Origin of the sequence: Vibrio sp. Isolate33 (genome assembly GCF_022397895.1) — a bacterium.
GTDB classification, from domain to species: Bacteria; Pseudomonadota; Gammaproteobacteria; order Enterobacterales; family Vibrionaceae; genus Vibrio; species Vibrio pomeroyi.
In genome coordinates, this window is record NZ_JAKEUP010000012.1 from 1 (window position 1) to 21,468 (window position 21,468).

General features: G+C 43.9%; 14 protein-coding genes. 5 read left to right on the forward strand and 9 right to left on the reverse strand.

The features are described 5' to 3' along the window. Positions 1–201: 201 nt before the first annotated feature. Together L1D37_RS16210 and L1D37_RS16215 are read right to left on the reverse strand one after the other, a co-directional pair. The gene (locus L1D37_RS16210) at positions 202–1,764 is read right to left on the reverse strand and encodes a PAS domain-containing methyl-accepting chemotaxis protein (protein WP_239848460.1); all 1,563 of its coding nucleotides are present in this window, start codon (positions 1,762–1,764) and stop codon (positions 202–204) included. A gap of 164 nt (positions 1,765–1,928) precedes the next feature. Continuing rightward, positions 1,929–2,396 (reverse strand): Lrp/AsnC family transcriptional regulator, encoded by a 468-nt coding sequence (locus L1D37_RS16215; RefSeq protein ID WP_239848461.1) that lies wholly within the window; start codon positions 2,394–2,396, stop codon positions 1,929–1,931. Between the two features lie 153 nt (positions 2,397–2,549). Between L1D37_RS16215 and L1D37_RS16220 the strand changes: the two genes are divergently transcribed. The 3 genes from L1D37_RS16220 (at position 2,550) to L1D37_RS16230 (ending at position 7,166) form a co-directional block, all read left to right on the forward strand. Continuing rightward, complete coding sequence (locus tag L1D37_RS16220) at positions 2,550–3,515, forward strand: hypothetical protein (RefSeq protein WP_026084336.1); 966 nt, start codon at positions 2,550–2,552, stop codon at positions 3,513–3,515. A gap of 502 nt (positions 3,516–4,017) precedes the next feature. Beyond that, complete coding sequence (locus L1D37_RS16225; RefSeq protein ID WP_239848462.1) at positions 4,018–4,362, forward strand: hypothetical protein; 345 nt, start codon at positions 4,018–4,020, stop codon at positions 4,360–4,362. Between the two features lie 47 nt (positions 4,363–4,409). Then, positions 4,410–7,166, forward strand: a complete 2,757-nt coding sequence (locus L1D37_RS16230; protein ID WP_239848463.1) for an immune inhibitor A domain-containing protein — start codon at positions 4,410–4,412, stop codon at positions 7,164–7,166. A 528-nt stretch (positions 7,167–7,694) separates the two neighbouring features. On the opposite strand, the gene L1D37_RS16235 is transcribed toward L1D37_RS16230, so the two are convergent. Beyond that, positions 7,695–8,870: an MFS transporter gene (locus L1D37_RS16235; protein WP_239848464.1), complete on the reverse strand. Its 1,176-nt coding sequence runs from the start codon at positions 8,868–8,870 to the stop codon at positions 7,695–7,697. Positions 8,871–9,161: 291 nt separating this feature from the next. Between L1D37_RS16235 and L1D37_RS16240 the strand changes: the two genes are divergently transcribed. After that, positions 9,162–10,052, forward strand: coding sequence for a LysR family transcriptional regulator (locus L1D37_RS16240; protein WP_239848465.1), 891 nt, complete (start codon positions 9,162–9,164; stop codon positions 10,050–10,052). A gap of 85 nt (positions 10,053–10,137) precedes the next feature. Here L1D37_RS16240 and L1D37_RS16245 read toward each other — a convergent pair whose 3' ends face one another. The 6 genes from L1D37_RS16245 to L1D37_RS16270 form a co-directional block, all read right to left on the reverse strand. Next, positions 10,138–15,039 (reverse strand): transporter substrate-binding domain-containing protein, encoded by a 4,902-nt coding sequence (locus tag L1D37_RS16245; RefSeq protein WP_239848547.1) that lies wholly within the window; start codon positions 15,037–15,039, stop codon positions 10,138–10,140. Positions 15,040–15,100: 61 nt separating this feature from the next. Then, positions 15,101–16,126 (reverse strand): two-component system response regulator, encoded by a 1,026-nt coding sequence (locus L1D37_RS16250; protein WP_239848466.1) that lies wholly within the window; start codon positions 16,124–16,126, stop codon positions 15,101–15,103. A gap of 337 nt (positions 16,127–16,463) precedes the next feature. Further along, a complete protein-coding gene (locus tag L1D37_RS16255) occupies positions 16,464–17,228 on the reverse strand; it encodes an ATP-binding cassette domain-containing protein (protein ID WP_016794500.1) in 765 nt (254 codons plus the stop codon). Positions 17,229–17,240: 12 nt separating this feature from the next. After that, the gene (locus tag L1D37_RS16260; RefSeq protein WP_239848467.1) at positions 17,241–18,191 is read right to left on the reverse strand and encodes an iron chelate uptake ABC transporter family permease subunit; all 951 of its coding nucleotides are present in this window, start codon (positions 18,189–18,191) and stop codon (positions 17,241–17,243) included. Continuing rightward, positions 18,184–19,137: an iron chelate uptake ABC transporter family permease subunit gene (locus tag L1D37_RS16265; protein WP_176679493.1), complete on the reverse strand. Its 954-nt coding sequence runs from the start codon at positions 19,135–19,137 to the stop codon at positions 18,184–18,186. The genes L1D37_RS16260 and L1D37_RS16265 overlap by 8 nt, the downstream gene beginning before the upstream one ends. Before the next feature lie 96 nt (positions 19,138–19,233). Further along, the gene (locus L1D37_RS16270; protein ID WP_239848468.1) at positions 19,234–20,169 is read right to left on the reverse strand and encodes an ABC transporter substrate-binding protein; all 936 of its coding nucleotides are present in this window, start codon (positions 20,167–20,169) and stop codon (positions 19,234–19,236) included. 956 nt (positions 20,170–21,125) lie between these two features. Here L1D37_RS16270 and L1D37_RS16275 point away from each other — a divergent pair. Next, on the forward strand, positions 21,126–21,335 hold the full coding sequence (locus L1D37_RS16275) for a hypothetical protein (RefSeq protein ID WP_017631719.1): 210 nt from the start codon (positions 21,126–21,128) through the stop codon (positions 21,333–21,335). Positions 21,336–21,468: the final 133 nt, after the last annotated feature.

Genomic DNA, 21,468 nt, shown 5'->3' on the forward strand with positions numbered 1-21,468 from the left:
GCCACAACGGTTATGTGCGATAGCATGGAAGCAATGTTTACCTAGGTCGATACCTAAAATATGAATAGAAGACATATGGTTCACCTCATTCTGAGAGCCTACTCTAAGCTTAAGGGCTTGAGAGTGAGGCGGACCATATAATTAAGCCCTGCTAATTTCGCAAGGCTTTCTCTTATTTCTCATTCTAATTATCTTTGAGAGCTATTTTTCTTCAAAACGCTTCGCTAGTTGATAGAACTCGTTCACTTGCTCTTTCAGCTCTGTTGAATGGTCTTTAACAGAATGCGTCGCAACCAGGTTTTGCTCAGCCGTTGAAGCGATAGACTGCATATGAAGATTTACATCACTCGATAGCTGACGCTGTTTATGCGCAGAGCTTTCTACCGACTGCATCAACTCGTTCATCGATTGCATCAGGTTCTCAACTTCCGATAAACGTTCTGAGCTTACCTTTGCTACATCGCCACACGCGTCTGTCTGTTCTCTGTTAGCCAGAATATCTTTTTGCCAGCCTTCAATCGTTGCGAGCATGGTATCAATGCTCTCTTTGATTTGAACCGTCGCCTTAGATGTTCGACCCGATAACGCCCGCACTTCATCAGCAACAACTGCGAAACCTCGACCTTGTTCGCCCGCTCTCGCCGCTTCTATCGCCGCGTTCAATGCCAACAGGTTGGTTTGCTCGGCAATGCCACCGATCTCTTCCATGATCTTACTGACGCTCTGCGCTTGGTCGCTCAATTGATACGTCGTGTGTGTTGCTTTCTCGGCCTGTGAAGCTAGGTTTTCAAGGTTGCGGTGAGTTTGGTTAATACTCTCTTTAGCACCCACACAGGTTTGTAGAGTCACATCAACAATCTGATGCGCTTCTTCAGTACGAGAAGAAACCTCATTTGCCGTGACTTCAACTTCTTCCGTTGCTTCACGCACTTGTAGAATGTCTTTGGTTTGTTGATCTAACGCTTCTGATACTTCAAATGATGTGGCATTCAGGTTATCAGCCAAATCTTGCAGTGGTTTCGCAGAATCGGTCATACGGCCGAGTACCGTGCGAATTCGAGCTGACAACAACTTTAAGTGAAAATCGGCCACTGAGAATTTGCTGTTACCTGAATAAACGAGGCGGCTCACACTATCAAATTTCGACTGCAGTTTTTTCAGCTGTAAAGGAGTATCAATCAGCTCTTGTCGGAAAAGCAGGGCTAATGCAGAAACAGGCAGCAAGCTAAAAAGCCATTGGGATACTTGCCCTACTTCGACAAGATTTGAAATCAGAGGCGCTGCCAGAGAGCCAAGCAACACGGCATAGCGAACACTATCACTAATCTGTAATGACCATTGGCGGCCAGATTTTTCAGCCTTCAATAACCCTTGGTAGGCCTTATCTGCAATCTGCACCCACTCATTCTTCGGTTTAACACGAACAGACTGATAACCACTCACCTTTCCGCTCTCGTAGATTGGGGTAACGTAAGCATCAACCCAGTAATATCCACCAGATTTAGTCTTATTTTTTACGATCCCGCGCCAAGCCTTACCTTGCTTAAGATTAACCCACATATCGGCAAACGCCGCCTTAGGCATATCACCATGCCTGACAATATTGTGGTGTTGCCCTAGCAATTCCTGCTGGCTGTATTCTGCGATGCGACAAAAAGCATCATTACTATAAGTAATCACGCCCTTAAGGTCGGTCGTCGAGACAAGTTGTTCGTTTTCGCTGAGAAGCGTTTCACGAGATTGAGAAGATGAGCTGACAGTCATTATATTAACTTTTGTTAATTATTATTTTAGGCGAGGAATATATACAATTATTAAAGTTATGACAAAATGTGAACATCACATTTTGTGTAAATGCCTGCTATTTAAACAAAAATAAGCCAGTGACCTCACAAACCTCAATGCATCACATATCTTCAAGCTAACGTTTATGACTCTTCTAAGTTTACTGCGGTACTAAACTTCACCGTTCTCATTGATACAGAGGTGTGGAACTTTCGTATGTTTAAATCTTTACGCAGCACCCGCTCCACAAAATCTTCATAGGCTTGAATATCTTTGACCGTAACAATCAACATGAAATCAAAGCTGCCAGAAATTTGATAACACTGAGTTACTTCCGCAGCCTTCGAAATAGAGTGACGAAATATCTGATAGATGTCCCCTCGATCTCGCTCCATTTCCACAGATACAACCAAAGTCACCTTACTGCCAGTAAGCTCAGGATTGATGATAGACACATCACACACGATCACGCCCTCTTCTCTCAGGCGCTTCACTCGCTTCAAGCAAGCAGGCGGTGATAAGCCAACAATCTCAGCCAGCGCTTGATTAGGAATTCGGTTATTCTTTTGAAGCTCTACCAGTATGCTTCGATCTATACGGTCTATTTCCATAATTTCTTAGAACCATAGTTTTGTGACTTATAATTTCTAATACTACGATAATTAAAAAATCTAACGCAACTTTACAAAGCCATTTCAAAATTACGATCACAACAATCGCGATAAGATCTTCTCATACAACACAATCGAATAATGGTCGTAACAATGAAATTCACTTATCAATTTTTTAAAGAACTCTTTAAAGAGATTTTCGATGTCACCTCGACGCTTTTTCGAATCATGATTCCAATCATTATCGTGATAAAAGTGATCGAAGAGCTCGGCGGTATCGTGATTCTTAGCGAATGGTTAAGCCCTATAATGGAAAGCGTTGGCTTACCAAAAGAGATGGGCTTGGTATGGGCAACCACCATACTCACTAACATCTATGCTGGGTTGATTATTCTCATCAGTTCCGATGTTCCCCTTACTGTCGCTCAAGCCTCCGTATTAGGCAGCATGATGCTTCTCGCCCATTCACTGCCTATCGAAGGTGCAATAGCCAAAAAAGCAGGCGTGAGTTGGTTGGCAACGTTATCAGTCAGAGTCGGCGGCAGCTTGGTATTAGCATGGCTGCTGAACCTCAGTTATCAATATGGTGACTTACTCAACTACCCCGCGACTGTGCTTTGGCAACCGGAAGTATCAACGGATACAAGTTACCTCACCTGGGCCTTGGATCAGATTAAGAGTTTTGCGGTTATCTTCATGGTGATCTCAGCTCTATTGCTGCTACTCAAGATCTTAAAGCTTGTTGGAATTGAAAAACTGATGGCAGTCATGTTGAGACCATTCCTGAGGTTGTTGGGAATCAGCAAAGACGCGACCAACCTAACCATCATAGGGATTACTCTTGGCCTTTCGTTTGGGGGCGGATTATTAATCAATGAAGCGAAAAAGGGACACATCTCCGCAAGAGACGTATTCACAGCGATCATGTTGCTCAACCTACTCCACAGTCTGATAGAGGATACTTTGTTGATCCTACTGATAGGAGCCGATTTCTACACCATATTCTGGGGAAGGCTCGTATTCTCTGTGCTCGTTATTGCTTTAATATCTAACGTCATCAAGCGCATCAACCCAAGTGTTTGTGAGCGTTATTTTTATCGCGATGTATCTCAATCTTAGAAACGCTAAACATTCGTTTACCTATTAAAAAAGAGCCTAAACTTGGGCTCTTTTCTCTCTTCCATCACCCCGTATCACTGTTCAAACGTCAATACCCCTCCGTGAAGTACTTTAAATCATGCTTGAATAATTAATTAATACTATTTCTCGTGAAAATAATTTGCGAATGAGTATTTACTAATCACTCAATTATTACGTGCATTTATTAAACGTGAAAAATAGAACATCACGCTAGTTAATTAATCTCCGATACCTTATATAAAGCACTCTCCGGCATAGTAACCATAAGCCTAACATTGTTATTAATTATTAAGACTATCAACTATTAATGCGTCCAAATTCACTAAATAACTGACAATAAAATAAATAGCCGATCTTGTTTGATATTAACTCTTAATGTTGAAAGCGGAACGGATAATGATTTGTGATAATTATCAGTTTGATTGGTTAATTTTATAAATATATTTTGTTACATAATCAAAACTGATGGCTTGATATAAAAATGTCGCACAAAACAATGGCTTTAATGGTTCTACTTTTTTCCTCACTGTCACAGGCTTCCACCATTGAGAATGATGAACTGTTGCTCAAGTCATTGATTGAACGAGGCGTTATTTGTCCCGGCTTAACCTACGAGGACAACCGCGAAGCTTTACGTATCTATCTCAACGCAAAGCATGTGAAAGGCAGTCAGTTTGATTTGAAAAATAAGCAAGAAATAGAAAGTACCAATGAGTCTGGTAATACAAACGAGATAGAAAGCAAAAACAAGTTAACTAATAAACGTCAGATACCTAAAACACCAAAAGAGTGTATTAAGCCAAACTCGGACAACCATTCTGAATAAGGCGAGTTGATTCTGATATCGACATGGAAATACAAAAAGGAAATGTAATGAAGATAATGAGAAAAACATTGCTAGCTTCAGCAATGCTTACTCTATTTAGCGTCAGTAGTTATGCTAAAACACCGATTGATTTAGGTGTTGTTAATGAAGACAAACTGATTGAAATGCTAGTAAGACAAGGCTTAGTCGAACAAGACGCAAGCGATATTGCAAAACACGATGCTCTTGACCGTTATTTAAAGAACAAGATCAACTCTGGCTTTAAAGGCGATGCTCAATTCGGTAAAAAAGCACTAGAGCAACGAGCGAAAATACTTAAAGCCATCGAAAAAGGGTCTGGCGTAAAAAAAGCGAGCGTATTTGCTTTGGAAGTCGGCACAAAGCGTACCGATAAAGTACTCGCGCTATTAGTCGATTTCCCGGATTTGAACTGGGATGACAACAGGCTAACCGAAGAGCACACACAAATGCTCTACGAGAGCTACAACCCTGAACATTATCAAGAATTGTTGTTTTCAAATTCGGGTTACACAGGGCCGAATGGCGAAAACCTAATCTCGATGCGCCAATATTACCAAAGTGAATCGGGTGACAGTTACAGCGTTGCGGGCCAAGCTGCGGGTTGGTATCGCGCCTCTAAGCCTGCGTCCTTCTATGGTGGCAACTCCCCGACTACCGACAATGACTTGAACGCACAAGAACTGGTTCGCGAAGCGCTCAATCAATTGGCTCAAGATCCGAGCATCAACCTAGCCGATTACGACATCGAAGATCGTTACGATTACGACGGCGATGGAAACTTCCGTGAACCCGATGGCGTGATTGATCACCTAATGGTGTTCCACGCATCTGTTGGCGAAGAAGCCGGTGGTGGTGTGTTAGGCCCTGATGCAATCTGGTCTCACCGATTCAACCTAGGTCGTACACATGTGTTAGAAGGCACCTCTAGCTCGCTTCCAGACCGCTTTAACGGCCAATACGCGGCATTTGATTACACGATTCAACCGATCGATGCCGCAGCCGGTGTTTGTGCTCACGAATATGGTCACGATTTAGGTCTGCCAGACGAGTATGACACGCAATACACAGGCAAAGGTGAACCTGTCTCTTATTGGTCTATCATGTCTTCTGGCAGTTGGGCTGGTCAAATTGGTGGTACTCAACCAACCGCATTCAGTTCTTGGGCAAAACACTTCCTACAGAAGTCGATTGGTGGTCGTTGGATTAACGATGATCAAATCTCAATTGATGACCTAGAAGACAACCCACAGGTTTATACGCTGTTCCAAACCACGGACAACAGCCGTCCGAACATGATTAAAGTGGATCTTCCAGAGAAACAGATCGAGGGTTTAAAACCGTTTGCTGGTGAGTACTCTTTCCACTCACAAAAAGGCGATGACCTTAAAAACAGCATGACTCGTAAGTTGGTGATTCCAGCGGGTGATTCAGCGCTGCTTTCGTTCAAAACTTGGTACGAAATCGAGAAAGATTACGACTTTGCACGCGTACTCGTGAACGGACAATCCATCGCAGGCAACATCACCTCAATGGATGACCCATACAACACGGGTCTAGTCCCTGCGATTGGTGGTGAGTCTGGCGGTTGGGTTGATGCTGAGTTTGACGTTTCACAATGGACAGGCCAAGAAGTAGAGCTTTCGTTTGAGTACATCACAGACGGTGGCTTGGCGATGGAAGGTTTCTATCTGGATAACCTTACCGTGGTTGTTGATGGTAACGTAACCGAGATAGACGATGGTGAAAGCAATTCAACCTTCGCCCTTAATGGCTACAAGCTAAGTAATGGATTCCATCAAGCTCAGCACTACTATCTACTGCAATGGCGCAGCCACATGGACGTTGATGAAGGCCTAGCTAACATCAAACGCATGGGTCAATTGATGTCATTCGATCCGGGTCTGATCATTTGGTATGTAGACGAATCTCTTACCGACAACTGGGTTGGCAAACACCCAGGAGAAGGCTGGTTAGGTGTTGTAGACGCAGACCAAAATGCCATGGTATGGGAAAACTCAGGCGAAGTTGCTCCAACTCGCTACCAAGTTCGTGATGCTGCGTTCTCACTCAAAGATCACACGCCAATGCGACTTGTAAACAGTGACAATGACGTACTCGAAGACACCAGTTTGGTGGGCAATGCCAGCTTCTCTGATGACCAAGATTACACATCACCTCAAGCACCCGATTCAGGGCGTATCCTGACTGAGTTTGGTTTAGCGGTTGATATTGTGAATCAGAGTGACAACAACGAGTACGGTGTGGTGCGCTTATCTAAAGTAAGCCAACACAACATCACGCCTACTGCGAACTTCGAGCTTAACGTTAATGGTCTCAATGTTTCTGCAAGCAACTTCAGTTCTGACCAAGACGGTGAAATTACTCGCTACCTATGGGACTTTGGTAACGGTGCAACAAGCAACGAAATGGCACCAACTTGGTCTTACGAGCAAGCCGGTGATTACACGGTGAGCTTGACTGTTGTCGACGACAAAGGCGCCACTGATTCGTTCAGCTCTGTAGTGAATGTTGAATCTCCAAACGCCCTACCGGAAGCAAGTGCGAAGTACATCCACTTGGGACGTTGGGTAACCATGTGGTCAACAAGCTCAGACAGTGATGGTCGTATCGTTGATACTGAATGGACGCTTCCAAATGGAAAAGTGAAACGAGGTCGCACATACACTTCTATCTTCCCTTCATACGGGAAACATGAGGTGACCTTGAAGGTAATCGATGACCAAGGCGGGATTACGACTAAGACCATTATGGTCGACCTGTAAGTCGCTCCAACCTCAAGTCATTGAAATAAGTACGTAACCAATAACGAGCGTACTGATAAACCAAGCTTAAGTACTGTTGTCATAGGATATAAGCCAAGACAGCAGTTTTAAGAAAACGTTATTATTTAGGCCGTAAGCAAAAGCCCTACCGACATGGTAGGGCTTTTTATTGGCTCCTCAAAACCACCGCCTAGGGCGGTGGTGATTGCTCCTTGAGGCTATAGCCTGAAGAAGTGCCCATGTTAGAAGTAACCTCTTATTCACCACAAGTAAGAGGAAACAACCACATGGGCGATTACAGAAGTTCATCACAGAAGTCATTCGACGATATGTACGGCACCAAGACAAGCAGGACATAGAGTATGAACAACAACTGCAGTTATTGAAGAACTGATAGCGCGGACGCCCCCTTCTAGGGGGTTATAAAGCAAAACCGCCTTCTAAGAAGGCGGATATTTTTTTGTCTGTATTCCAAGGAATCGTAATTTGCTCTCAGCAATAGATTGACTAATTCACACTCGATACTCGTTATACAGGCTGCTTTTGAATGCGTGATTTACGTGCGCTGAACGCGAACAGTAAGATAACCGCTAACACGAATGGTAATACGTAGATATTTAGGTTCTGCCACCCTGCAGTCGATTCTAGCCAACCAGATAGCAATGCCGTAACGGTCACACAACCAAACACAACGAATTCATTAAATGCTTGCGCCTTAGCTTTATTTTGAGACTGATAAGACTGGCTAAACAAGCCTGTCGCAGCGATGAACATAAAGTTCCAACCGACACCAAGTACCACCAACGCCGCTCTGAAGTGCCAGATAGATTCGCCATGAATATTGATAGCAATACAAACAACAAATAATACCCCACCCGCCAAAATCATCATTCGCGAACCGAACTTCTCGATAAGTGAGCCAGTAAAAAATGCCGGAACAAACATACCCAACACGTGCCATTCAATCACACCGGCGGCCTTAGTAAAGTCGAATCCACAGCCGATCATCGCCAATGGTGTCGCCGTCATTAGAATGTTCATCACTGCATAAGCGACCATGGCTGCAAACACAGCACCGATAAAGTTAGGCGCTTTCACAACCACACTCAGAGGATCGGCTTTGGGTGCCTGACTATTAAAAGAGACTTTCGGAAATTGAATGGTTTGTAAGATGAGTAACGCAAGAATGTTCAATCCAATCAAAGAAGCAAAGGCACCAATGTACAAACCATCTTGCGACCACTGCTGAGACATAATCGCTAAGTTCGGCCCCAGTACTGCAGCAAGAACGCCACCAGCCATCGAGATAGAAATGGCTCGATGTCGTGCATTTTCATCACACACTTCGATAGCAGCAAAGCGATAAAGCGTACCAAAGCCAATACCGATACCGAGCAAAAATGTGGCGAAGCAAAACAAGTAAAAATGTTGCTGAGATAACGCGTAAGTAGCAAGGCTTGCCCCTGTAATACCCACGACATTACCAATGCTAAACCCTCTCTTTCGTCCTAGCTTACCCGAAATTAAAGACGCTGGAATCGTGGCTGCCATTAAGCCTAAAAACTGAAGCGCAACAGGCAAAGTAATCATGCTGACGCTGGGTGCAATCTGCTTACCTATCAAGCCAATCACCGAGATCAGTAAGATGTTACCCGTCATCAATAAGGCCTGACACAGTGAAAGCAGCCAAACATTTCTATTCATCTTCGTTCCTAAATATGAGCACAGTTGGTCAATAGACCAAAAATCCAACAAAGTCGCAACACTTTGTTACTTCTGATGAGCTCACGAAAGCACTCAACCAAGCAACCACCAGTCTCAATTTCGAACAGTATTCCACCAAAGATGCAGTGTTCTTCTCGGCTTGACGTTCTGAACGTTGAAATTATCATGACTTAAGATAATAATAATTTTTTGTTATTCATAAGCTTTGTGATTTAGAGGCTCTATTACTTATAAGCCTTTATCCATAGGCATTAGCATTCAAAGGTGAGTATGATTAATCCACTTTGGCTCAATACGTTTAAGACTCTGGTTGAAGTTGGTCATTTCACCCAAACCGCAGAAAAGCTGTATATGACACAGCCAGGCGTGAGCCAACATATCAAAAAGCTTGAGCAAGCTTGCAACTGTGACCTACTCTCTCGGGAAAATAAGAGCTTCGAACTGACCGAACAAGGTCGGATTATGTATCGTTATGCACTCAAGCTAGAGAAAGACCAAGAAGATCTGTTCGAATCTTTGAGCTTCGATAATCCATATTCTGGGCAATGTAACGTCTCATGTTCAGGCTCACTCTCTTTGCGCCTTTATCCAGAGTTTCTTGAACTTCAGCAGCAACACCGAGAGCTAAACATCCACCTCGAAGCGGCACCGAACCAGAAGATATTGAACGACCTGCTGCAAGGCACAACGGATATCGGTATTGTAAGGCACTCACCTAACGACAGTTATTACCAAAGCCAAGTCATAGGCAAAGAAGCCTTGTGTCTTATTGTGCATCACAGCCTTGCTGGTCTAGAAATTACCCCACAAGTTCTGCACGAGATAGGCCTGATTGCTCACCCCGATTCCGCTCACTATCTGTCTTTGTACTTCGATCTCTGCGGGGATAAAGATCTCGCGAACATTAACATCAACGAAATACCGACATCTGGCTATATCAATCAGCTTCACCAGATTCTATTACCTGTTTCTAAGGGGCTGGGGTTCACTGTATTACCCGCAGGAGCCGTTGAGCACTTCGCTGAAAGGGACAAGCTGCACGTTGTGCCGCCGAAGGTGGAAGTGGAAGAAACCTTATATTTGGTTCAAAAGCGAAACCGAAAACTGCCACACCGATACAACACGGTGATTGATCTCATCAAGCAAAATGTCAGCCATTAGTTCAGCACATAGATAAGATTAAAGCCTTTAGTTAATTCGCTGTAAGAGTTAAAGGCTTTAATATTGAAGTGATATGTGTAATCGGCTATTCAGAGGTACTAAGCACTTCATTAGCTCGCTCGAAATCGTAATTCTCTAACGCACTTCGCACCTCTTTCAAGACATCCGAATGTGGATACTCGATGAGCAACTCCGACACGTATTGCGTCGCATCATTATCATAAGCATCCAGCAGTGATAATAACTTACTACGTTGCTCTGAGGTGAGGCTAGATGAGTCAGAACCATCATCAAGACTAATCTCTGCTTTCTCTGTGCATGACGTCTCAAACTCGCTCTCGACCGCTTGAATTAATTCGGCTAACCCAGAGTCTCCTTGTTTAAGGTCATGCTCATCACACGCCTTGTTGTGAGCTTTGCTTTCTAAATCACTGAGTAACTCTGCTAATCGTAACCCACCAATCGAAGCCGCCATGCTTTTCAGCGTATGCAGATTTCGTTCTAAGGTCACCCATTCGAGTTGCGTTAGGTTATCGAACGTTTCTGCCATAATCTCAGGCGCACCTTGGCAGAACCTATTCAGCACCTTGGCTTGTAATTCAACGTCATGATTGGTGAGCTGTTCAAATCGAAGCTTAGAAAAAATAGGCAAACTCGCGCCACCAGAGCCTAATTCAACCTCATGACTTAGTTTCATACCGTCTTTCTGCTGTGGTTTCGCAGATGTATTGGCTGACGGTTTCCCTTCGACCAGTAACTCCGGAACAATGTATTTAGAAATCAAAGAGGTCGCTTTATCAATAATGATCGGCTTATCCAAAAAGTCCGTGACGCCCGCTTCCCTTGCTCTTTGTTTAGAATCGGCAAACACGTTGGCCGACATCGCAATAATAGGCACTTCTTTATTAAACTCACGAATCAATCTTGTCGCTTCAAAGCCATCCATAATCGGCATTTGAAGATCCATAAAGATCATCTCGTAATCATTGTTACGAGCCATCTCTAACCCTTCTCGACCGTTCTGTGCAAGGTCAGCATCTAACTTTGAATTACTGAAGAAAGCCAAAGCAAGGTCTTGGTTGAGTTCATTGTCTTCAACCAGAAGTACCTTTTGCCCTTTGAACTCTATCTGATAATCCAACTGCAGCTCTTGGGCTTTAAACTGCGTTAACTCTTCATGAGTCGCTCTAGGTAATGTCAGCTCGAAAGAGAACTCACTGCCTTGTCCTAGCACACTCTCAACCGTTATTTTGCTTCCCATCGCGTAAACCAATTTCTGGCTGATGTTAAGCCCTAACCCAGTACCGCCAAATCGACGTGTTGTAGTGGTATCCGCTTGGCTAAACGCTTCAAACAGCTTGTGTAGGTTCTCATCTGAGATACCAATACCGGTGTCTGTCACACTCACCTTCATGGTCAAACTGTCTTCGTTTGATCTGACATGAGACACAGTTAACGCCACGCTGCCTTTTGCCGTAAACTTAATCGCATTGCCAATAAGGTTGAGCACAACTTGGAACAGCCTGAGTGGATCGCCTCGAAGGGGTGTGTCTAACTCGGGGTCTATCGACATCGACAAGCTGAGTTGTTTCTCTGTTGCCTTCGAGTCCATCAACTCAATCACATCGTGGAAAGTTGTCAGAGAGTTGAATGGGATATTGTCGATTAAGAGCTGACCTGCTTCTATCTTAGAAAAATCGAGAATGTCATTAATGATGCTTAACAACGAGTGACCTGAACGGTGAACCTTTTCAACATAGGTTCTTGCTACTGGATTAACGATCTCTCCCATCGCGAGATAAGACAAGCCAATAATCGCGTTCATTGGCGTTCTAATTTCATGGCTCATGTTAGCCAAGAATTCCGACTTCGCTTGGCTTGCGAGATCCGCTCTCTCTTTTTCCTCAGCCAACTGCTCATTGAGGTACTTCATTTCTGAGATATCGAACGCCCAAAACAGTGTGGCGATCTCCCCATCGAGTTCAAACAGGTAGTAGCTCACGAGCGCCACGAAGCGAGTGCCATCTGACTTACGCAGCACTAACTCTCTGTTTTCCACCTTACCGTTGAGTTTAAGCTCCTTGTGTACCTCTTCACGTACCGTTAACGAGTCATGAATCGCTGACACGTCAATATCATCGAGCTCTTCGCCTTCTACGACGAACAAGCGTTTTGCGGTATCGTTGGCATAACGAACCTGCTCCTTGAATACCACCGCAGCAGCAATCGGAGAGCTATTGAGCATATTGTAGAGTTGGTTCTGCGCCTTTTTGAGGGCTTCAGTCGCTTCATTAGCAATGCTGATCTGCTTCGCTAACTTACGGTTCCAGAAAATAATAAGCAGAAGGATAACCAGCGAGAAAGCCGAAATGGTGTAAACCAACTGGTAGTCGACTCTCTCTATCGCTTTAGGTGCCGCCCACTTTGCTGAGATCTTCTGATGTTCTTCTGCGGAAATGTTAGCAATTGCCTTATCCAAAATAGAATAAAGCAAAGGTTCTGACTTGGTCACATGTAAGGTCGGAGAAAGGAAAAAGTCCAGTCGCCCGATAATCCCCACCTCTCGGTGACCGTATGAATCAATCAGATAATTGAGGACATCAACAGTATCGATCATGCCGTCCAAGCTCTCATCATCCAGCATGGTAAGGCCTGTGGCGGTGGCGTCGACCAATACCCAGTCAACATTCGGGTATTTATCGACAATCGGATCGGTGTTGGCTGCATTCCTAAGAATACCAATTTTCCACCCCGTCGCTTCCTCAAGCACTAAACTACTCACGTCTCGTCTTGATGCGAGCGCTAAACGGCTTGAAAAGAAGCTCTTAACGGGTTTTACATTGTCTCCCAACGAGCGATTCTCTTGAGCTGCAGAGACGACATCGACTTCATCATGATCGACTAAACTTCGGGTCTCTGACCAATTCGCCACATCGACATGTTGAATTCTCAACCCTGTTTTCTGCTCGACCAAGGTTAAGTAGTCATCAATCATCCCGATGTATTCGCCAGTACTGGATACCGCTTCATAAGGCAGCGAATCCGGATCGATACCAATTCTCACATCCGGATTGTTCTTCACCCACTCTCTTTCAGCTTGGCTTAGGTTTAGGATTTCGCCCGTCAGATTATTTGCTTGATAAATGTCCGCAATGTAACGCTTGGCGGCGTCACCAAACGAACTGAACTGCTCAACAGCGGGGAAATAAACGTGCTTTTTCTCAAGCGACTTAGTATCAAAATAGAAAGTCATTGAGCCAGAATTAGTCGTGCCACCCTTTGTACGATAGCTCGCCACCTTGGTGACAGATGAAAAGTGAGAGGTATTCTTTTTCTCCCCTATATCATCAACAAGGTTACCGATGTACCAAGCTTTAATGGGGCGATTATTATTATCAGCTTGCGCGGTGATCACCTGGAAGGAGCTATCCGTATCGAAGATTTCGAACACCTCGGTCAACTCTTCAAAGCGGTCGTTAACGATGAAATACGCTGATATCTGCGCAATCACGTTCGCTTTCTTAAGCACTTGGCTTAAATCACCCTCAACATGGGTATCAATGATGGTGCTTAATCCATCTTCAGCGAGCTTTAGGTCCTCTATTGCCGCATTAAAACCGTCTCTCAGCTCTTCGGTCTTAAAGTCGACATAGATGGGGTACGTGACTTTATAGCTGTCGTGCAGTTGCAACTCGACCATCTCAATGAAACGAGTGTTAGTGACAAACCACTCCAAGACACGTCTCTCGACCATCAACACATCAACGTTTTGAGCCCGTAGTTGTGAAAACGCCGATTCAAGGCTCTCATAGTCTTCAACACGATCAATATCTAGTTTGTCCCTGAGCGTCTCAACGGATTTTTTTATTGGTGAAGTGTCATCAAATAAAAGTGCGCCTACTGAAAGATCTTTCTGAGATTGAAGCTTGAGATCACGTCGCACGAGAGACACAGGGACAAACTCTACATCAAGGACGCTATCACTTAGGAAGTGCGCTTCAGGATCATCAAACTGAACACCGGAAACAAAAGATATTGAGTTGTTGTTATCGATGGCTTTTCTGGCTGCACTAGGAGGAAGCGTGACAACGTCACCTAACTTGTAGCCCATGTCGTTCAGTGCACGTTGGATAATGTCGTGTTCGAGGCCTACTGCTGTACTGTCTGGGTACATGTACGGAGGGTTACCAAAACCAAATACGCCCTTTAGCGGCACTCGATAAGGGGAGCTGTCCAACCACTTTGATAAAATCTTATTCTTTTTGTCGATATCAAAGGTCGCTACCTGCTTGTTGAGGAGCGTCAGTAGCTCTTCCTCATCCGTTCGCACGACCATTGATGCTTCGAGTCTTTTCCAGTGCTCAAGCACGTAATTGATCGTTAAATCATGAACACCAATATTTTTAGCAAGATCCATGGTCGTAATGGGTTCACCAACGATCCCGTCGACGTCTCCCTCACCTAGGGCGCGCACCGCATCAATAACGTTATCAAAATCGACTCTTTCAATAGAGTTCAATTGAACGCCAGCTTTCTGTAAGTCTATGTTTTCATTGACCATCGCTATGCGGCGTTTGTGAGTCTGGTCTAAGTTAGTATCGATGACGTTGTCGATAGGCACAATCACAGCCACTTGATACGGAACATAAGGATCGCTTGCTAAAAAGCGGCCGCCTTCGCTTGGGTCAAACTGCTGAAAAGGGAACACATCGCCTCGCCCATCGAGTAGTGCGGCTTTTGCTTCTACACGTGAGTTAACGCTGATGAAACGAGCATGGACACCGAATCTGTCTTCAAGATCTATTGCCCAGTCTTTGATGATGCCAGACACTCTTCCATCATCATCGATGAATGAGTAAGGGTAATGGTTAGCCAGTGCGATGAAAGTAATCGTGGGTTTGTTATCGAGCCAGCGGTTTAGCTGAGCGTCTGTCACTTCGGCGGCGCTAACACTCCCGTTGAAGCATAGCCCCGCCAATAACCACATCGTGAATAGGACGACTCTGTTTTTTAACTCCAACACGAATGCACAACGTCTAGTGAAGAGATTAATCATCTTTGAATCTTTCTTTAATGGCTAAAATCTGAGGTAAGTTGTCAAACAACAGCTCTACGATTTTCGGGTCAAAGTGTTTGCCTTTCTGATCTTCAAACAAACTCAACGCTTCATCGACACTCCACGCTTTTTTGTAAGGTCTTTCTGCGGTCAAAGCATCAAATACATCGGCAACCGCAGCGATACGGCCGACTAAAGGAATATCTTCGCCTGCTATCTGATTTGGGTAACCACTGCCGTCCCACTTTTCATGGTGATATTGCGCGACTTGAATGGCTATTTGCATTAGTTTGGAATCACTCTGCCTGCCAAGTATCTCGACACCGAATTCAACGTGTTTCTGCATAATCGTCCATTCGTCAGCATCCAACTTACCCGGCTTAAGTAACACGCTATCAGGAATACCAATCTTGCCAATGTCGTGCATAGGCGCAGCATCACGCAAGGTTTCCGAGTCTTCGTCTGTCATGCCCAAGGCTTTGGCTAAGATCTCGCAATAATGGCTCATGCGCATAACGTGCATGCCCGTTTCATTGTCTTTGAATTCAGCCGCCCTACCCAAGATATTTAAAGTCTCTAGCTTGCCAAGGTTGATCTCTTGGGTTTTCTCTTTGACCTGACTGAACAAAGCGCGTTGTTGGTCATACAACGTAATATGGGTCTTCACACGCTGTAGAGCAATTTCAGGGGTAATAGGTTTCGTTAAATAATCAACAGCGCCTAAAGACAACCCTTTCACTTCAGCTTCAGGATCAATTTTGGCAGTAACAAATATAATCGGTATATGCGCGGTATTCGGCTGTGCTTTTAGCTGACTGCACACCTCGTAGCCATCGATGTCAGGCATCATGATATCGAGAAGGATTAGATCAGGCTGTGGCACCATCTTTGCTATCTTGATGCCAATGGTACCGTTAATGGCTACCTTTACTTGGTAGGTATCTTTGAGTATTGCAGTTAAAACATCCAAGTTACTTGGTGTGTCATCTACGACTAACACTATTGGTTTACGACTCATTGATGCCTCGTATAAAAATCAAACAGTTATAATCATAGTGTAGATGGCTTTTCACACCACTCAACATGAAAATGACAAATGATTGTTAAAAATGAAGAGTAGATCTTCGAGTGACATCAAACTAACGTTGAGCTCATATGCATGCCAGAATTTCGGCGGGCAATGTTTAAACAATTCACTGGTAAATTCAGTTGTTCTCCTTTTATGCAACTCACTTTATTTTGGGTAATCAAGCTTTCGACCATTAAAACGCGTTGGCAAAAGAACCGATAACGAGAAACAAAAAGAGCTCCTCATACGGGAGCTCTTTCCTTTCTGTAGCTAAATACTAATAAGTCTAACGACCCGAATAGTACATACAGATTCGAACGCCATCGAACTCACGAATCTCAAACGGGATCTCGTAGATCGATTCCATCACTGATTTTTCAACTACTTCCGAAACCTTACCCGACTTAACCACTTGGCCCTTTTTCATCGCGACAATGTTATCTGAGTAACAAGAAGCAAAGTTGATGTCGTGAATTACAATCACTACTGCTTTATTAAACTCATGCGCTAAACGACGCAGCGTCTGCATGATCTCTACAGAGTGTTTAATATCTAAGTTGTTCAGAGGTTCATCTAAGAACACATAGTCTGTATCTTGCGCCACAACCATTGCGATGAACGCCATTTGACGCTGACCGCCACTCAACTCATCAAGGTATTTGTTTTGAATATCAGTAATACCAAGGTGCTCTAGTGCAGTATCAACGATCTTATGATCTTCGTCTTTTAAGCGGCCCTGTGAGTGTGGGAAACGACCAAAACACACCAATTCGCGAATCGTAAATCGCATATTGATGTTGTTCGACTGTCTTAATACCGCGAGGTGCTTAGCCAGCTCTTTGGTATCCCATTCAGCCAGTAACTTGTCGCCAATGATCACTTCACCAGCATCACTGTCTGTTAAGCGACTCGCCATTGAAAGCAGTGTACTTTTACCCGCACCATTTGGGCCAATAATAGAAGTCACCTCCCCTTTCGGGAACATAGCGCTGGCATCATCCACCACGAGTGATTTGCCATACTTCTTACTTAAACCTGTTAATTTAATCACTACTTACTACCTTTACTGAATTCTGGTGCGTAACAACAAGAACATAAAATACAAACCGCCGACCAAGTTAATGATCACACTCACTGTGGTTTCAAACGACATCACTTTTTCAATGAACCATTGGCCAGAAACGAGTAACACCACTGCTAATAAGCTACTAGCAATGATAAGAGTACGGTGCTGATAAGATCTGAATATCTGACGAGCCAAACTCACAGTGATCAAGCCAAAGAAAAGCACTGGGCCAACCAAAGCCGTAGATACTGCCACCATTACCGACACAATCACCAAAGTAATCTGAGTCAGTCGCTTGGTGTTCACACCCAAGCTTGTCGCGTTGTCGACACCAAGCCAAAGCACATCGAGCTTAGGCGCCAACACCCATAATCCCAACAAGCTCAAACCTAACGGAACAAGGCTGAGATAAACCAGTTCACCTTTCACGTTATTGAAGCTTGCGAACATCACATTCTGCAGCACCGCAAACTCGTTCGGATCAATCAACATCGCCAAGAAGTTAGACAAGCTCGAGAATACGCTGCCACACACGATACCAATCAGCAGCAATGTGAATACGTTGTTTCGCTTGCTCTTAAAGTAGAAGTGGAACAGAGCAAAAGAGAACAAGATCATCACTGTCACAGACATCGAAAAGTTTGCGATGGAATCAATTACCCAGAAGCTCGTACTGCCAAATACAAACAGAAGCACCGTTTGAACCAGCATGTATAAACTATCAAAGCCCAAGATGGACGGGGTTAAAATTCGATTATTAGTGATGGTTTGAAAAACCAATGACGACGCAGAGATCGCCACCGCAGCCAACACAATCGACAACAGTTTTGGTAGTCGTAAAGACAGGAAGAACTCGTAGTTATCCCACGTAAGTCCCTGCCCCACAAAAACCGCGGTCATACCCAAAGACGCGATAGCCAGAATCGCAATTTTTACTGAATCACGCATTCGACTTATCTCTCATGATTAGGTAGATAAAAATCAAGCCACCAAAGATGCTGATTACCATTGAGATTGGAATCTCATAAGGGAAGATGACGATTCGCGCTAACAAGTCACAAGCCAACACCAAAATCACCCCCCAGTAGGCCGTCCAAGGCAGAATCTTCTTCATGTTATCGCCCATCATTAGCGACACAACATTCGGCACGATAAGGCCAAGGAATGGAATAACGCCAACAATCATAACCACAGAAGAAGCACAGATAGCGACAAGAGCTACACCAATGAAGACGATCTTCTGGTAATTCAAACCGATATTTTTCGCGAAGCTCTCACCGATGCTCGCCGCACTGAACTGGCTCGCAAAGTAATAAGCCAACACACAAGCAGGCACTGCGAGATAAAGAATTTCGTAGCTGCCTTGCAACACGCTCGCAAAGTTCGCCATGGTCCACGCCGACATGGTTTGTACCAAGTCATACTTGTAAGCGATAAATGTCGTCAGTGCGGAAACCACGTTGCCATACATGATGCCAATCAAAGGCACCAATACTGCGTTCTTGAACTTGAGGTGTTGTAGGAAGCGAACCAATAACATGGTGCCGAACACAGCAAACGCGAAGATGAAACCTAAGTAGCTCCATTGCGCAGCATTACCTAGCACTAAAATACCAACGATGTAACCCAACATGGCACAGTCGATCGTTCCCATCGTTGAAGGCGCGGCAAACTTATTTTGAACGATTTGCTGCATGATCAAGCCAGAGACACTCAAACCGGCACCGGCCAGTACAATGGCGAGCAAACGAGGGATTCGACTAACAATATAAATAGAGTTAGCGTGTTGGTTGCCATTGAAGAAGTCACTAAAACTGATTTCAGCGACCCCAATCATCAATGACGCAACGCATAACACAACAAGAAATACAGCAGCTGCAATGGGTTTCAACATAGAAATAATACTAAAGGTAGGTCTCGGATAGCCCGTATGAAAAGTGAAAAAGGGCTTATAAGAACGTTCTTATAAGCCCGAAAATCTAATTATTGGTTACTGTTGAATGGTACGTTCAATGTCACCCAACATTCTGTGAATCGCTGTCACACCGCCACCAGCTAGGTACCAAGCACTTGAATCAAGGTAAACGATGTTGCCTTGCTGTGCTGCAGGTGTTGCTGCTACCAATGGGTTATCAAAGAGTTGTGGTGCACGACCTTCTGACTTACCAATCGCTTTCTCACGGTCTAAGATGTAAAGCACTTCAGGTTTTGCATCTGCAATGTATTCGAAAGAGATAAGGTTACCGTGCGTACCTTTGATTGGTGCTACTGTTGCACTCTTTGATTCAACGTAACCGAAGTCGTCAAAGATGATTGAGAAGCGGCTGCCTTTGTTGAACATCGCAATGTTGTTGCCGTTGTTCATCAGCATCATTGCTGTGGTTTCGTCAGACGTTACTTTGTCGTTTACAGCTGCGATAGAATCTTGAGTTTCTGTGATGATCGCTTCAACTTCAGCCTGCTTATCAAATAGCTGACCTAGTGCACGCCAGTTTTCTTGAGCGTCAGCCCAGTACTTGTCACCTTCGATAGAGAACATGATCGTCGGAGCAATTTGTGCCAACTTGTCGTAAACCTTAAGCATACGGTTTTCAGCGATGATCACGTCAGGCTTCAACATGTAGATAGCTTCAAAATCAGGTTCGCTCAACGAACCAGTGTTTGCTGTCGTTTCTTTGTAAGACTCTAGGTAATCAGGCATAAGGCTATGAGGCGCGCCTACTGGCTTCACACCAATTTTATCTAGCACATCCAAGCTACCAAAACCCAGAACGACGACACGTTGTGGCACTTCATCAAACTGCGCTGTGCCCTTTACGTGTTCAATAGTCACGGTTTCTGCTTGAGCAGTAATCATGAATGATGATGCAAGAACGATAGCAAGCCCGCTCAATAACCGGCGAACTGAATTGATTGTTTTCTTCATGTTTCTTCCTTTGCCATTGAGACAAACCACCACTCATGACAATGAAAGTCTGATTACTCATAGGTGAGTATGGGGCCTACACAACTGCTAAATAACGATAATTTAAAGTCTGTCATTGATTTGACAACAAACTTGTAACGCAAGTGAGAATTATTATCAATTATATTTGCAGTAATTAAGGTACACAACAACTTTATTATTCAGAAACGTAAAAGTGATTATTCACATTTTGCCAAACCACTATCCAAAACGAACATAGCTGAACAGCATTGAAGAACAGAAAGGATAAATAGTAATCAAATGAAGGAAGAAATGAAGGATGAGTAGGCAAGGCTGAAAATTTCAAAGAGTGATATCACCATAAAGTCACAACATACGCGCCTTGAGCCATGAAAGAGCGAGAAATTTACAATGTAAAACTACTATATAACAGCGAGTTAATTACAAATGACAAGATAAGAAGACCGATAGTTCTTGAGGAGAGCTTATGTTCGAACAGCATAGCCAGTGGCACTACTTAAGAAAGAGTAAGTTCGCCACCCATTTCTCTCTTTAGCGCTAAAATTGTGGTGATATTTAAATCAAAATTATTTTAAATTAATTTTAAAATAGGGTTGTAATTCTGAAAACTAGGCGTATAGTTCGCCACCTGGCTCTAATCTATAGAGCTGTTAATGCTAAAGTAAGTCCAAGTTCCACAAAGACAGTTCTCGATTCCTCGTTACACCATCTCTGCGTCAGCTTTCACCCAGATAGTCATTCAATAGCTTCTCAATTAGATCCCACTACCGTTCTATTCGTCATTTGCTTTCTTTTTAGCGAATTCAAAATAGATCGAACACTTAAATATAAATGTAATAAACACAAGGCACAGTTATGTCACGCAGAACAACAAGACAAACCCATTGGTACCAACTATCACGCGAAAAAACAGTCAATAAACTAAAAGGTAATAAATGCTCAAGATCAAAATAGATTTACACAAAGAAGAACTTTCATGGGTCACCGAGATTCGACAGCTCAATAGCGATATACTCCACCGCCACATATTGCCCAAGCTACAACACAACAGTTATCTCATCGACTTTGAATTTAATGAAAGAGACAGCATCGGAACTATCGTTTCGCGCAACGGAAACACCCTAGGACATTTCACACTCCTATAGCATTTCCCAAAGGCGACAAAAAGAAACATCGCCTAGTTCCAAAGATATAAAAGATGTCACCCTCAATTCGCTCTAGCAGAACAAAATAGAGTAGAAGTAAAACAGATCTGAAACCTAGCCCTTTTTGCATTTC

Bases quoted from the DNA above. Each gene is read 5' to 3' on its own strand.
- L1D37_RS16245 (WP_239848547.1), bottom strand. From the start codon at position 15,039: ATGTGGTTATTGGCGGGGCTATGCTTCAACGGGAGTGTTAGCGCCGCC.
- L1D37_RS16230 (WP_239848463.1), top strand. From the start codon at position 4,410: ATGAAGATAATGAGAAAAACATTGCTAGCTTCAGCAATGCTTACTCTA.
- L1D37_RS16275 (WP_017631719.1), top strand. From the start codon at position 21,126: ATGCTCAAGATCAAAATAGATTTACACAAAGAAGAACTTTCATGGGTC.
- L1D37_RS16225 (WP_239848462.1), top strand. From the start codon at position 4,018: ATGTCGCACAAAACAATGGCTTTAATGGTTCTACTTTTTTCCTCACTG.
- L1D37_RS16240 (WP_239848465.1), top strand. From the start codon at position 9,162: ATGATTAATCCACTTTGGCTCAATACGTTTAAGACTCTGGTTGAAGTT.
- L1D37_RS16270 (WP_239848468.1), bottom strand. From the start codon at position 20,169: ATGAAGAAAACAATCAATTCAGTTCGCCGGTTATTGAGCGGGCTTGCT.
- L1D37_RS16265 (WP_176679493.1), bottom strand. From the start codon at position 19,137: ATGTTGAAACCCATTGCAGCTGCTGTATTTCTTGTTGTGTTATGCGTT.
- L1D37_RS16235 (WP_239848464.1), bottom strand. From the start codon at position 8,870: ATGAATAGAAATGTTTGGCTGCTTTCACTGTGTCAGGCCTTATTGATG.
- L1D37_RS16260 (WP_239848467.1), bottom strand. From the start codon at position 18,191: ATGCGTGATTCAGTAAAAATTGCGATTCTGGCTATCGCGTCTTTGGGT.
- L1D37_RS16215 (WP_239848461.1), bottom strand. From the start codon at position 2,396: ATGGAAATAGACCGTATAGATCGAAGCATACTGGTAGAGCTTCAAAAG.
- L1D37_RS16250 (WP_239848466.1), bottom strand. From the start codon at position 16,126: ATGAGTCGTAAACCAATAGTGTTAGTCGTAGATGACACACCAAGTAAC.
- L1D37_RS16210 (WP_239848460.1), bottom strand. From the start codon at position 1,764: ATGACTGTCAGCTCATCTTCTCAATCTCGTGAAACGCTTCTCAGCGAA.
- L1D37_RS16220 (WP_026084336.1), top strand. From the start codon at position 2,550: ATGAAATTCACTTATCAATTTTTTAAAGAACTCTTTAAAGAGATTTTC.